Below are 13,534 nucleotides of genomic sequence, written 5' to 3'. Positions count from 1 at the left end.
AACGGAAACGAAAGGGCGTCCGGCTGAGCCGGGACGCCCTTTCGTTACTCGATGGGCTGCTTCCGGTCCCATTTGACTAAAATGCGCGCCTGGCCGGCTCGCTTGGCCGGCAGTTCAACCGCTTCGGTGACAAGACGTTTTTGCTGCTCAATCTGTTCGGCAAGAAATCCGGCTTCGAGCTGAAACGAGCAGCTGCCGTACAAGGAAAAGCGAGCGGCGATGATAGAGCCGGACAGCTCGATGGGCAGCTCGTCGTTCCGTTCTTCGCCAGCCGTCAGCGTTCCCCAGCCGGCCTCCTCAAAAAAAGCGGCGATTTGTTCCAAGTCGCGAAGCGGATAGCGACGCGCCAGCTGTCTGCCCGCCCAGTATAAAAGGGACGGGGCGTTTTTGCCGAGCAGCTCGGGAAGAAGCGAATGGCGGAGCAGCTCAGCGCCAAACGCCGATTGGGTAATCGATCGAAATGTTTCGTACTGTTTTTCCAATGATGGCTGTCTCATCATGTTCCCCTCTTTCTATCCATTTTCCCATTATAGCCAAACAGCCGCCGGCATGCACTCTCTTTCTTGCAAAAAACGTGAACGGAGAATGTTTGAACACTTTGTGACGATGTTTTCTTGACGCTTGTATAATGTGGGAGTACAATGAATGTGACAAATGCAAGATGGAAATGGAAGGCGTTTCTATCCATTCTGTAACGAGGAGAATTTATTTTTACTTACGTTAAAGGGGGTTTACATAATGGCAGGGAATCGCGAGTTTTATTATCGCCGGCTCCATTCGCTGCTCGGGGTTATCCCCGTTGGGGTGTTTTTAGTGCAGCACTTGGTCGTCAACCATTTTGCGACGCGCGGACCGGAAGCGTTTAACCGGGCGGCTGCGTTTATGGAAAACTTGCCGTTCCGTATTTTCTTGGAAATTTTCATTATTTTCCTTCCATTGCTGTTCCACGCGGTATACGGCATTTACATCGCGTTTACAGCCAAATTCAACACGCGCCAGTACGGCTATTTCCGCAACTGGATGTTCATGCTTCAGCGGATTACGGGCATTATCACATTGATTTTTGTCGTCTGGCACGTGTATGAAACAAGGGTGCAAGCCGTGTTTGGCGCTGAAGTGAATTATGATATGATGGCCAATATTGTCGATAATCCATTTATGCTTTGGTTTTATATTATCGGTATTTTGTCGACCGTCTTTCACTTCGCCAACGGTTTATGGTCGTTCTTCGTCAGCTGGGGTTTAACGGTATCCCCTCGTTCACAGCAAGTGTTCACGTACATTACGATGATCATCTTTGTCGCGCTTTCGATTGTCGGCATTCGCGCCATTTTGGCTTTTGCGTAAAAAATTGATTTCAGCTGTTGGATGACATGAACCGCTGCGTTGGCTCTTGATGGATCACGCTGCAGCCGTTTGTCGAACGAACGCTTGATCGACAGAGGCAAACCGAGGGACATTGAAGCAAAAGCAGCAATTTTCTAGGGAGTGAGTAGCCATGAAAAAAGGAAAAATCATCGTTGTCGGCGGCGGGTTGGCCGGCTTGATGGCCACGATTAAAATCGCCGAAGCAGGAGTGCCTGTTGAGTTGTTTTCGCTCGTTCCGGTAAAGCGTTCTCACTCCGTCTGTGCCCAAGGCGGCATTAACGGAGCGGTCAACACGAAAGGGGAAGGCGATTCGCCGTGGGAACACTTTGACGATACCGTCTATGGCGGGGACTTCTTGGCGAACCAGCCTCCGGTCAAAGCGATGTGTGAGGCGGCGCCAGGGATCATTTACATGCTCGACCGGATGGGCGTCATGTTCAACCGCACGCCGGAAGGGCTTCTTGATTTCCGCCGTTTCGGCGGGACGCAGCACCACCGCACGGCGTACGCCGGGGCGACGACCGGACAGCAAATTTTGTATGCGCTTGACGAACAAGTGCGCCGCCATGAAGTAGCGGGGCTTGTGACGAAATATGAGCATTGGGAATTTTTGGGGATCGTTTTGGATGACGAACAAATTTGCCGCGGCATTGTCGCGCAAGACTTGCGTTCGATGGAAATTAAAGCGTTCCCTGCCGATGCCGTCATTTTGGCGACCGGCGGCCCGGGGATCATTTTCGGGAAATCGACGAACTCGGTCATCAATACCGGATCGGCGGCTTCCATCGCCTATCAGCAAGGGGTTTACTACGCGAACGGCGAGTTTATCCAAATCCATCCGACCGCGATTCCAGGCGATGACAAGCTTCGGTTGATGAGCGAATCGGCGCGCGGGGAAGGCGGCCGCGTCTGGACGTATAAAGATGGAAAACCATGGTATTTTCTTGAGGAAAAATATCCGGCTTACGGAAACTTGGTGCCGCGCGATATCGCCGCCCGGGAAATTTTCCATGTGTGCGTCGACTTGAAGCTCGGCATCAACGGCGAAAACATGGTGTACCTCGATCTTTCCCATAAAGATCCGAAAGAGCTCGATATCAAGCTCGGCGGCATTATCGAAATTTATGAGAAGTTCATGGGCGAAGACCCACGCAAAGTGCCGATGAAAGTATTTCCGGCCGTTCACTATTCGATGGGCGGCTTATGGGTCGACTATGACCAAATGACGAACATCAAAGGGCTGTTTGCCGCCGGTGAGTGCGATTATTCCATTCATGGCGCCAACCGTCTCGGGGCAAACTCGCTTCTGTCGGCGATTTACGGTGGAATGGTCGCCGGCCCGAATGCAGTCCGCTACATCCGCGGCCTCGAGAAATCGGCCGATGCGATGCCGTCGACGCTGTACGACCGTTATGTCAAACAAGAGCAGGAAAAATGGGAAAACATTTTGGCGATGGACGGCACGGAAAACGCCTACGTGCTGCATAAAGAGCTCGGTGAATGGATGACGGCAAACGTGACGATCGTCCGCTACAACGACCGGCTGCTGAAGACCGATGAGAAAATTCAAGAGCTGATGGAGCGGTATAAAAACATCAGCGTCACCGATACGTCGAGATGGAGCAACCAAGGGGCGACGTTTATCCGCCAGCTGTACAACATGCTCCAGCTTGCCCGCGTCATTACGCTCGGCGCGTACTATCGCAACGAAAGCCGCGGGGCGCACTACAAGCCGGAGTTTCCGGAACGCAATGACGAAGAATGGCTGAAAACGACGATGGCCCGCTATACGCCAGACGGTCCGGCGTTCCATTACGAAGATGTCGATGTCTCGTTGATTAAGCCGCGCAAACGCGACTACAGCAAAAAGAAAGAGGAAGTGAAGTAAGATGAGCGAAAACAAAACGGTTCGGTTCATCATCACGCGCCAAGATCGTCCGGATTCCGCGCCGTATGAAGAAGAGTTTGTCATTCCGTACCGCCCGAACATGAACGTCATTTCGGCGCTCATGGAAATTCGCCGCAATCCGGTCAACGCCAAAGGGGAAAAAACGACGCCGGTCGCCTGGGAAATGAACTGTTTGGAAGAAGTGTGCGGGGCCTGCTCGATGGTCATTAACGGAAAGCCGCGGCAAGCATGTGCGGCGCTCATTGATAAATTAGAGCAGCCGATCCGCCTGGAGCCGATGCGCACGTTCCCGGTCATCCGCGACTTGGTCATCGACCGGAGCCGGATGTTTGATGCGCTAAAACTCGTCAAAGCATGGATTCCAATCGACGGAACGTACGACTTGGGTCCGGGTCCGCGCATGCCGGAGCGGAAGCGGCAATGGGCGTACGAGCTGTCCAAATGCATGACGTGTGGGGTCTGTCTTGAAGCGTGCCCGAACGTCAACAGCAAGTCGAACTTTATCGGCCCGGCGCCGCTGTCGCAGGTGCGGCTGTTTAACGCCCATCCGACCGGAGCGATGCATAAAGCCGAACGGCTGCGGGCGATTATGGGCGACGGCGGTTTGGCCAACTGCGGCAACTCGCAAAACTGCGTGCAATCGTGCCCGAAAGGCATTCCGTTGACGACATCGATCGCGGCGTTAAACCGCGAAACGACGATTCAAATGTTCCGCGATTTCTTTGGAAGCGACGAAGTGTAACAGTTGGACCTCTCATCCCCTCCGTGGCCAGCCATGGAGGGGATTTTGCGCTTGCCCAGCCCCCTTGTCTTTGATCAGGTGGGGAGGCGAAAAAAAAGACCTATTTTTCTATTAGATAAGCAAAATTTCGTCACCGCCGTCCTTGCTCTCACATACGATATGGTGAGGAAATACCCATCCGGCAGTTCGGGCCCATTGAGAGCAAGGAGGGTTACCACCGTTGAGGGATCAATCGTTTCAATCGAAGCCGCTTTTGACAAAAAGAGAAAAAGAAGTCTTCGAATTGCTCGTGCAAGATAAGACGACGAAGGAAATCGCCAAAGAACTGTTCATCAGTGAAAAAACCGTTCGCAACCATATTTCGAATGCGATGCAAAAGCTTGGGGTCAAGGGGCGCTCGCAAGCTGTGATTGAATTGCTTCGAATGGGCGAACTGAAACTTTAACTTCCCTCCGAAAGAAGTCTCCTACTTCTAAACGTGAAGGTGCGCCAGCACCAGTGAAAGTGGGAGATGAATTTCGGTTGGCGTTAGCCAACGAATATGATAGAATATGGCTAGAACGGACACCTTCGGAACGAAGGGAAGCGTAAAGGGTTCTTGTGTGTGGCTTACCGTTCAGCGAACACACACAAGTCGCTTGAAGCCCCCACCTCTAAGCGAAGCGTAGGTGGTGGGTAGTTCACACAATGCCGGCTTTTCCCTTTCCGGGTGGCCGGCTGTTATGTTCCTTTGCGGCCGGACGAGGCTTTGCCGTCTGTCTGGCCTTTTGTCTGCAGCGGCGTTCTATATTTTGTATTGATTATGCCCCCCGGTATTGTAAAATGAAAAATAGAATGGCCGTTGGCTGAGGCACGTTGTTTTGGGGCCAGGCCGCGAAAATGATCAAGGGGAGATTGTATGCCGTCTGCGATGAACGAAAAAACGGTTGCCGAGTTGGAAAAATTGCTTCGCTATATCGCCGCCAACTTAAAACAGCGCGGCCGCGAAATTTTAACGAACTATCCCATCACGCCTCCGCAGTTTGTTGCGTTGCAATGGCTGCTTGAAGAAGGGGACTTGACGGTTGGCGAGTTATCGAACAAAATGTATTTGGCGTGCAGCACGACGACCGACTTGGTCGATCGCATGGAGCGAAACGGTCTCGTCGCCCGAGTGCGTGATGAACATGATCGGCGCGTCGTCCGCATTCACCTGCTCGAAAAAGGCGAGCGCATCATTGAGGAAGTGATTGAAAAACGCCAGCGCGATTTGGCCCAAGTGCTGGAAAACTTTTCGGATGAAGAAATTGTCGTTTTTGAGCGCTGTTTGCGCAAACTGCATCAAGAAATGATGAAAGAATGAGGCGATCACTTGGAAAGAGCAATTGGTGTCATTGATTCAGGAGTCGGCGGCTTAACCGTCGCCAAAGAAATTATGCGGCAGCTGCCAAAGGAACAGATCATTTACCTTGGCGACACCGCCCGCTGTCCGTACGGGCCGCGCCCGGTTGAAGAAATTCGCCGATTTACATGGCAGATGATTCACTACTTGCGGCAATATCCGTTGAAAATGCTTGTCATTGCCTGCAACACGGCAACCGCGGTCGCGCTCGATGAAGTGCGGGAGCGGCTTGACATTCCGGTGCTCGGCGTCGTTCATCCCGGCGCCCGCGCCGCCTTGAAGGCGACAAAAAATGGGCATATTGGCGTGATCGGCACGATCGGCACGGTGAGAAGCAAGGCGTACGAAAAGGCGCTCCAATCGATCAATCCGCACGTCCATGTCGAAAGCTTGGCGTGCCCGAAGTTTGTCCCTCTGGTCGAAAGCGGCGATTTTGAAGGGGAGAAAGCGAAGGCGGTCGTCGCCGAGTCGCTCGCTCCGCTGCGCCCGCTGCCGATTGACGTGCTTATTTTAGGCTGCACGCATTATCCGCTGCTTGCCCCGCTGATCCGGGCCTACATGGGCAAAAAAGTGAAACTGATTTGCTCGGGCGGTGAAATGGCCCGCGAAGTGAGCGCCATTTTGCATCACAGCCACCTTCTTTATACGGGCCAGCGCGAGCCGGAGCATTTGTTTTTTACGACCGGTCCGAAAGAGCTTTTTGAAAAGATTTCAAGAAAGTGGTTTGGCAGACCGATCGGAACGGTGGAATCGATTCGCCTGTAGGCAAAAAAATCCTTTAGCGCATAGACGCTAAAGGATTTTTTTATTCTATTTTGGACAGTGGCTCGTATATATAGTAGTACAAACCACGAGTAGGAGGGAACGTCAATGGGCAAACGGACGGTTCATAGATGGACGGCGCCGGTGCTCGCTTCGCTTTTGCTGCTCGGCGGCTGCGGCTTGTTTGGCCAAGATGAAGCAGTGAAGGAAATTGATCCGCCGCAAAACACGAGCTATGTAAAAGACGGCCAGGCGCTCGAGGAGGCAACGAAAGGGAAAGAGGGGGCCAAAGAGGAAGAGAAGGCGACCGAGACGGTCAAGCGAGAGCTTTACCTGATTGACAAAAACGGATATGTCGTGCCGCAAACGGTTGAGTTGCCAAAAACGCAGGCTGTTGCGAAACAAGTGCTTGAGTATTTGGTTGAAGACGGACCGGTGTCGAATATGTTGCCGAACGGTTTCCGCGCCGTCATTCCGGCAGGGACAACCGTGCTTGGCACCAAACTTGAAAAAGACGGGACGTTGATCGCCGATTTTTCACCGGAATTCAAGCAATACAAACCGGAAGACGAAAAGCGGATTTTGCAAGCCATTGCGTGGACGTTGACGCAGTTTGACAACATTAAGCGCGTCAAAATCCGCATTAACGGTTATGACCAAGAGGTGATGCCGGTCAATAAAACGCCGATTCAAGACGGGGTGAGCCGCGCCGACGGCATCAACATGGAGGCGGGCGGTGTGCCGGACATTACGAATACGCATCCCGTCACCGTGTATTTTGTTGCCCAACAGGGAGAAACGACGTATTATGTCCCTGTGACAAGACGTGTTTCCAACCAAGAAAAAGATGATATCGCGGCGGCGGTCCATGAACTTATTCAAGGGCCGGAACATGGCAGTGTGCTTGTCGGCGTCTTCCAGCCGGACGCCAAGCTGCTTGACAAGCCAAAATACGAAGATGGCCAAGTCACGCTCAATTTTAACGAAGGCATTTTTGGCAGCAACAAGAAAAATGTGATTTCTGACGTCGTCTTGAACTCGCTTGTGTTGTCGCTCACCGAGCAAAGCGGCGTTGAGAGCGTCACGATTACGGTGAACGGCAAAGCCGATCTTGTTACGGAAGACGGCAAACCGCTCACAAAACCGGTCGCCCGCCCACAAAACGTCAATACCGGGTCGTTTTAACATCTTTCCGAAAGAAGTCTCCCGCTTCTAAGCAAAGTGAAAGTGGGAGATGAATGTCGGTTGGCGTTAGCCAACGAATAGGATAAAATAAGGTTAGAACGGACCCCTTCGGAACGAAGGAAAGTGTAAAGGGTTCTTGTGTGTGGCTTACCGTTCGGCGAACACGCACAAGTCGCTTGAAGCCCCCGCCTCTAAGCGAAGCGTAAGTGGTGGGGTGTTCACCCAAGCTGGAAACGAATAGGCTGTTATGGTATAACAAAGAGGTGGAAGCGTGCTCCGCCTCTTTGTTTTTTGGCAACGGCGGCACGGAGTCGTGATGCAAGGAAGGAGGCAGGACCGACCGGCTCCTGCTGGCAAACGGGAAGGAAAAAGGAGGAAGAGTGAATGAGAGCAGACGGACGACATAACCGTGAGCTGCGCCCTGTACATATACAGCCGCATTATGTGAAACATGCCGAAGGGTCCGTGTTGATTGAAATCGGCGACACGAAAGTGATTTGCACGGCGACGGTGGAAGAAAAAGTGCCGCCGTTTATGCGCGGCGGCGGAAAAGGATGGATCACCGCCGAATATGGGATGTTGCCGCGGGCGACAGAGCAGCGGAATGCGAGGGAGGCAAGCAAAGGGAAAGTGTCGGGGAGGACGATGGAAATTCAACGCCTGATCGGCCGCGCGCTCCGCTCGGTCGTTGAATTGGAGCGGCTTGGCGAACGAACGGTTTGGATCGATTGCGACGTCATTCAGGCGGACGGCGGAACGCGCACCGCCTCGATCACCGGCGGCTACGTGGCGCTCGTGCTGGCGCTTTCCAAGTTCGTTGACGAAGGGAAGCTCGAGGCGCTTCCAATCCGCGATTTTCTTGCCGCTACGTCCGTTGGCATCGATCCGGAGCATGGCGTTGTGCTCGATTTGAATTACGATGAAGACGCGCGGGCAAAAGTCGATATGAACGTCGTCATGACCGGATCCGGCCAGTTTGTTGAAATTCAAGGGACCGGGGAAGAAGCGACTTTTTCTCGCGCCGAGCTCGATGAATTGCTTGAGGCGGCGCACATCGGCATTGAACAGCTGATCGCCGTGCAGCGCCGCGTTTTGGGCGATTGGGCGGCTCGCATCGGGACGAAGCAAGAAGCGAAGCAGGAGGAGGGGACAGAGTGAACAAGATTGTGATCGCGACGAAAAATGCCGGAAAAGTGCGCGAATTTGCCGCTTTGTTTGCGAAGCGGGGCATCGACGTCAAATCGCTGCTTGATTTTCCGGACGTTCCGGACGTCGAGGAGACGGGAAGCACGTTTGCCGAAAACGCCCGGTTAAAAGCGGAAGCCATATCTCACCGTTTCGGCTGCCCGGTGATCGCCGATGATTCGGGGCTGGTGGTCGATGCGCTCGGCGGCCGGCCGGGCGTCTATTCAGCCCGCTATGCCGGTGAAGACAAAAACGATGCGCGCAACATCGCGAAGCTGCTTCACGAGTTGGAAGGCGTGCCGATGGAACAGCGCACCGCCCGGTTTCATTGCGCACTGGCGGTCGCCATCCCCGGGCGGCCGACGGCCGTTGTGGAGGCGGCGTGCGAAGGGTACATCGCCGAAGCGCCGCGGGGAGAAGGCGGTTTTGGCTATGACCCCGTCTTTTATCTTCCGGAAAAGGGGAAGACGATGGCGGAACTCACCCCGGAAGAGAAAAATGAGATCAGCCACCGGGCGAAGGCGCTGGCCAAGCTTGACGAGCAATGGGATGACATCATGGGAGGGGAGGGACGGATGGAATGAAAGCGGTCGTTGTAAGCGACAGCCACGGGCTCAGCGGCGAACTCTCCGCCATTGTCGAGCGCCATCGCCATGAAGCCGATCTGTTTATTCATTGCGGCGATTCCGAGCTGTCGGCTCAAGCGGCCGAACTTGCTCCATTTGTCGTCGTGCGCGGCAACTGCGATTTCGCGGCGTTTCCGAATGAGCGGACCGAGGAGGCGGAAGGCCTTCGCTTTCTCATCACGCACGGCCATTTGTACGGCGTCAAAACGTCGCTGCTGCGCCTCTACTACCGGGCGAAAGAAACGAGCGCCCATGTCGTTTGTTTCGGCCATTCCCACCTGGCTGGGGCCGAGCAAATCGAGGGGGTGCTGTTCATCAATCCCGGCAGCATCGCCTTGCCGCGCGGGAGAAAAGAAAGAACGTACGCGGTGCTGACCGCTGCAAACGGCCGGGCGACAGTGGAATTTTACGACACAGCAGGGAAGCCGGTCCCAGGCTTGCAACAAACGTTTTCCATCTAGGCGGACAAAGCGTCCGTCTTTTTCGTTTTCCGGACGTTTTCAAGAGGCCGGCGGGTTTCTCGAGCCGGAGGCGTTGCGTTGCTTTTGCGAATGGGGAAACATAGCTTCTTCCCTCTTCACTGCTAGGCGAAGAAAAAATTTTTTTAAACGGCAAATCCTTGATTCTATCAAATTGTAAGCGTATACAAGCAGTTCGACGAATCGAAATTTTCAAAAAAAGTTATTGACGGCGCGGTCGTTTCGGATTATTATAATTTTCAAACAAAAGAAACGATTCAAACGCATCACCGAGCCGTTTAAAGCAACCGTTGACTGATCAAGGAAGAGGGGAACCGAAGTGGGCGAACAATGGATCTTTTTAAACGGAGAATTTGTGACAAAAGAAAACGCCAAAATTTCCGTGTATGACCATGGATTTTTGTATGGGGACGGCGTATTTGAAGGCATTCGCGTCTACAGCGGCAACGTCTTCCGTCTTGAGGAGCACATAGATCGGCTGTACAATTCGGCCAAGTCAATTTTGCTCGACATTCCATATACGAAGGACGAAATGATCGGCCATGTGCTTGAAACCGTCCGCCGCAACGGCTATCAGGATGCATACATTCGCTTAGTCGTTTCGCGCGGGGTTGGCGATTTGGGCCTTGATCCGTACAAATGCAAAACGCCGCAAATCGTCATTATCGTGGAGCCGCTCGCGCTCTTTCCAAAACATTTATATGAAACCGGCATCGAAGTGGTGACAGTAGCGACGCGCCGCAACCGCTCTGATGTGCTGAGTCCGAAGGTCAAATCGCTCAACTATTTGAACAATGTTCTCGTGAAGATCGAAGCGCATTTGGCCAACGTGAGCGAGGCGCTGATCTTAAACGACCAAGGATATGTGGCCGAAGGTTCCGGCGACAACGTCTTCATCATTAAAAACGGCGTCATTTACACGCCTCCAGGGTATGTCGGGGCGCTGGAAGGCATCACGCGTCAGGCGATTATGGAAATTGCCGTTGATCTCGGCTATACGGTGAAAGAGGAGCCGTTCACCCGCCATGACGTGTATGTGGCAGATGAAGTGTTTTTAACCGGGACGGCAGCCGAAGTCATTTCCGTCATTAAAGTCGATGGCCGGACGATCGGCGACGGGACGCCGGGTCCGCATACGAAGCGGCTGCTTGAAGAATTCCGCCGCCGCGTAGTCGTCGAAGGAGTAAAGGTGTATCCGACGAACGCCAATGTCAGTTGAGCAAGAATGACAACCATATAGCGAGAAAGCGTTGACGAGGATAAGTAGTCAGCGGGGCCAACATCCACAGAGAGCCGGGGGAGCTGCGAACCGGTGATGTTGCCGCTTGATGAACTCACCTCCGAGCGCCGGCTTGAACGCAGATTCGCCAGTAGGGCCGGACGGGTGGGGATGTGCGCTTCACCCGTTACAAAAAACGAGCAGCCGGTTTCGGCTGGCTGCTCCTGAGGCGGCCGTCATGGCCGTGAAGAAGGGTGGTACCGCGGAAAGGAAACCTTTTCGCCCCTTTGGCTGGAAATGCCAGTCATGGTGGGTGAAAAGGTTTTTTATATGAATCACAACCAACGGGGAGGATCGACGATGGCAAAGATGAACGTGGAGGAGCAGACGAAGACGAAGATGAGCGGGTCGATGATGTTGATCGAAGCGCTGAAGGCGGAGCAAGTCGAAGTCATTTTCGGCTATCCGGGCGGCGCGGTGCTTCCGCTTTACGATGAGCTGTATAAAGCCGGTGTGTTTCACGTCTTGACGCGGCACGAGCAGGGAGCCATTCATGCGGCGGAAGGGTACGCGCGCATTTCGGGAAAACCGGGGGTCGTCATCGCGACATCGGGGCCGGGAGCGACCAACATCGTCACCGGACTGACCGACGCCATGATGGATTCGTTGCCGCTCGTCGTGTTCACTGGGCAAGTAGCGACGAGCGTCATCGGCTCGGACGCCTTTCAGGAAGCCGATGTCGTCGGGATTACGATGCCGATTACGAAACACAACTACCAAGTGCGCGACATCAGTGAGCTGCCGAAAATCATCAAAGAGGCGTTCCACATCGCAACGACTGGACGACCGGGACCGGTGTTGATCGATATTCCGAAAGACATCACAACGGCCGAAGGGGAATTCGATTACGATGAAGAAGTTTGCTTGCCTGGGTATCAGCCGACGACACAGCCGAACCATTGGCAAATCCGCCGTCTTGTCGAGGCGGTCAGCCAGTCGAAGCGGCCGGTCATTTTAGCCGGCGCCGGCGTCTTGCACGCCGACGCGGCAAACGAATTGCGGCAGTACGCCGAGCAGCAAAACATTCCGGTCGTTCATACGCTTCTTGGCCTTGGCGGCTTCCCAGCAGACCATCCGCTTTTCTTGGGGATGGCGGGCATGCACGGGACGTACACGGCGAACATGGCGCTCTATGAGTGCGATTTGCTTATCAACATCGGCGCCCGTTTTGCCGACCGGGTCACTGGCAACTTGAAATACTTCGCGCCAAAGGCGACTGTCGCTCATATCGACATCGACCCGGCGGAAATCGGCAAAAACGTGCCGACCAAAATTCCGATTGTCAGCGACGCCAAAGCGGCGCTGCAGGAACTGATCGCCCAGCAAGGCAAACCGGCTGACAACGCGGCGTGGCTCGAACAGCTCAATGAGTGGAAGCGGCGCTTCCCGCTCCATTACGAGCCGGAAGCCGGGACGATCAAGCCGCAAAAGCTTATCGAAATGATTTACGAATTGACAAATGGCGAAGCGATCGTCACAACGGACGTCGGCCAGCACCAAATGTGGGCGGCGCAATATTACAAGTTCAATCGACCGAACCGGTGGGTGACGTCCGGGGGGCTCGGCACGATGGGCTTTGGGCTTCCGGCAGCGATCGGCGCCCAGCTGGCGGATCGGAGCGCGACCGTCGTTTCCATCGTCGGCGACGGCGGTTTCCAAATGACGCTTCAAGAGCTGTCGGTCATTCAAGAGCTGGGGTTGCCAATTAAAATCGTCATCGTCAACAACCAGGCGCTCGGCATGGTGCGGCAATGGCAGGAGCTGTTTTACGAAAAACGGTACTCCCATTCGCTCATCCCGAATCATCCGGATTTTGTAAAACTCGCTGAAGCATACGGCATACCGGGGCTGCGGGCGAAGACGGAGGCGGAAGCAGCTGAAGTGTTAAAACAAGCGTTTGCGATGGACGGCCCGGTGCTGTTGGATTTCCACGTCCGCGCCGACGAGAACGTGTATCCGATGGTGTCGCCTGGCAAAGGGCTTCATGAAATGGTGGGGGTGAAAGCGTGCGAAGAATGATCACGATGACGGTCAACAACCGCCCGGGCGTGTTAAACCGCATCACCGGGCTGTTTACGAAGCGGCATTACAATATCGAAAGCATCACCGTCGGGCATACGGAAATCGATGGAGTCTCGCGGATGACATTTGTCGTCAATGTCGACGACGAACGGACCGCGGAACAAATTATCAAACTGCTAAACAAGCAGATCGATGTATTGAAAGTCAATGACATCACGGATCAGGCGATCGTCGCCCGTGAGCTGGCGCTTGTGAAAGTGTCGGCTGCTCCGGCGATCCGCCAAGAAATCTACACGCTCATTGAGCCGTTCCGCGCCTCGATCGTCGACGTCAGCAAAGACAGCCTCGTCATTCAAGTCACCGGCGAGCCGGAAAAAGTCGAGGCGTTGATTGAGCTGTTGCGCCCCTATGGCATCAAAGAAGTGGCGCGCACCGGTACGACCGCGTTCACCCGCGGGGCGCAAAAAGCGGCAGCCAACCAGAAAACGGCGTTTATCATTTAACGGCCGCTGTCTCCGTTGCAACGATCGTTGTCAAAACATTGTCGATACGAATAACCGCGCCTGTGCGCAATGAGGGCGCATGGCGGCCCATTT

Annotated in this window: 14 protein-coding genes and 1 other annotated feature; of the genes, 13 read left to right on the top strand and 1 reads right to left on the bottom strand. The window is 54.2% G+C overall.

Translation table 11 applies throughout. From position 1 onward, the window contains the following. Positions 1-44: 44 nt before the first annotated feature. Positions 45-497, bottom strand: a complete 453-nt coding sequence (locus QSJ10_RS11415) for a YslB family protein (protein WP_033010653.1) — start codon at positions 495-497, stop codon at positions 45-47. 241 nt (positions 498-738) lie between these two features. Between QSJ10_RS11415 and QSJ10_RS11410 the strand changes: the two genes are divergently transcribed. From QSJ10_RS11410 to ilvN, 13 genes are all read left to right on the top strand, one after another. Continuing rightward, positions 739-1,347 carry a succinate dehydrogenase cytochrome b558 subunit gene (locus QSJ10_RS11410; protein WP_049624961.1) on the top strand — a complete coding sequence of 203 codons (609 nt, stop codon included), beginning with the start codon at positions 739-741 and terminating at the stop codon, positions 1,345-1,347. A 151-nt stretch (positions 1,348-1,498) separates the two neighbouring features. Beyond that, positions 1,499-3,256 (top strand): succinate dehydrogenase flavoprotein subunit, encoded by a 1,758-nt coding sequence (sdhA, locus tag QSJ10_RS11405; RefSeq protein WP_033014351.1) that lies wholly within the window; start codon positions 1,499-1,501, stop codon positions 3,254-3,256. A 1-nt stretch (position 3,257) separates the two neighbouring features. Continuing rightward, positions 3,258-4,019: a succinate dehydrogenase iron-sulfur subunit gene (sdhB, locus tag QSJ10_RS11400; protein WP_049624962.1), complete on the top strand. Its 762-nt coding sequence runs from the start codon at positions 3,258-3,260 to the stop codon at positions 4,017-4,019. Between the two features lie 220 nt (positions 4,020-4,239). Continuing rightward, a complete protein-coding gene (locus QSJ10_RS11395) occupies positions 4,240-4,464 on the top strand; it encodes a helix-turn-helix domain-containing protein (protein WP_049624963.1) in 225 nt (74 codons plus the stop codon). 453 nt (positions 4,465-4,917) lie between these two features. After that, positions 4,918-5,361, top strand: a complete 444-nt coding sequence (locus QSJ10_RS11390) for a MarR family winged helix-turn-helix transcriptional regulator (protein ID WP_033014343.1) — start codon at positions 4,918-4,920, stop codon at positions 5,359-5,361. A gap of 9 nt (positions 5,362-5,370) precedes the next feature. Then, positions 5,371-6,165, top strand: coding sequence for a glutamate racemase (racE, locus tag QSJ10_RS11385; RefSeq protein WP_033014342.1), 795 nt, complete (start codon positions 5,371-5,373; stop codon positions 6,163-6,165). Positions 6,166-6,270: 105 nt separating this feature from the next. Continuing rightward, a complete protein-coding gene (locus QSJ10_RS11380) occupies positions 6,271-7,347 on the top strand; it encodes a GerMN domain-containing protein (protein WP_033014341.1) in 1,077 nt (358 codons plus the stop codon). A 384-nt stretch (positions 7,348-7,731) separates the two neighbouring features. Further along, complete coding sequence (gene rph, locus QSJ10_RS11375) at positions 7,732-8,505, top strand: ribonuclease PH (RefSeq protein WP_033010643.1); 774 nt, start codon at positions 7,732-7,734, stop codon at positions 8,503-8,505. After that, positions 8,502-9,116 (top strand): XTP/dITP diphosphatase, encoded by a 615-nt coding sequence (locus QSJ10_RS11370; RefSeq protein WP_033014340.1) that lies wholly within the window; start codon positions 8,502-8,504, stop codon positions 9,114-9,116. Before rph ends, QSJ10_RS11370 begins: the two co-directional genes overlap by 4 nt. Continuing rightward, positions 9,113-9,619 carry a metallophosphoesterase family protein gene (locus tag QSJ10_RS11365; protein ID WP_033014339.1) on the top strand — a complete coding sequence of 169 codons (507 nt, stop codon included), beginning with the start codon at positions 9,113-9,115 and terminating at the stop codon, positions 9,617-9,619. Before QSJ10_RS11370 ends, QSJ10_RS11365 begins: the two co-directional genes overlap by 4 nt. A gap of 337 nt (positions 9,620-9,956) precedes the next feature. Further along, the gene (gene ilvE / locus QSJ10_RS11360) at positions 9,957-10,856 is read left to right on the top strand and encodes a branched-chain-amino-acid transaminase (RefSeq protein WP_033010640.1); all 900 of its coding nucleotides are present in this window, start codon (positions 9,957-9,959) and stop codon (positions 10,854-10,856) included. Between the two features lie 22 nt (positions 10,857-10,878). Then, positions 10,879-11,146 (top strand) — a binding site (T-box leader). Between the two features lie 70 nt (positions 11,147-11,216). Then, the gene (ilvB, locus tag QSJ10_RS11355) at positions 11,217-12,935 is read left to right on the top strand and encodes an acetolactate synthase large subunit (RefSeq protein WP_033014347.1); all 1,719 of its coding nucleotides are present in this window, start codon (positions 11,217-11,219) and stop codon (positions 12,933-12,935) included. Further along, entirely contained in the window at positions 12,923-13,441 is a 519-nt protein-coding gene (ilvN, locus tag QSJ10_RS11350; protein ID WP_033014338.1) for an acetolactate synthase small subunit, read from the top strand. Before ilvB ends, ilvN begins: the two co-directional genes overlap by 13 nt. The last annotated feature ends 93 nt before the right edge of the window (positions 13,442-13,534 follow it).

Origin of the sequence: Geobacillus stearothermophilus ATCC 12980, assembly GCF_030369615.1 — a bacterium.
Classification (GTDB): Bacteria; Bacillota; Bacilli; order Bacillales; family Anoxybacillaceae; genus Geobacillus; species Geobacillus stearothermophilus.
Note: the sequence above shows the minus strand (reverse complement) of the source record. Positions and strands in the feature narration are given on the sequence as shown.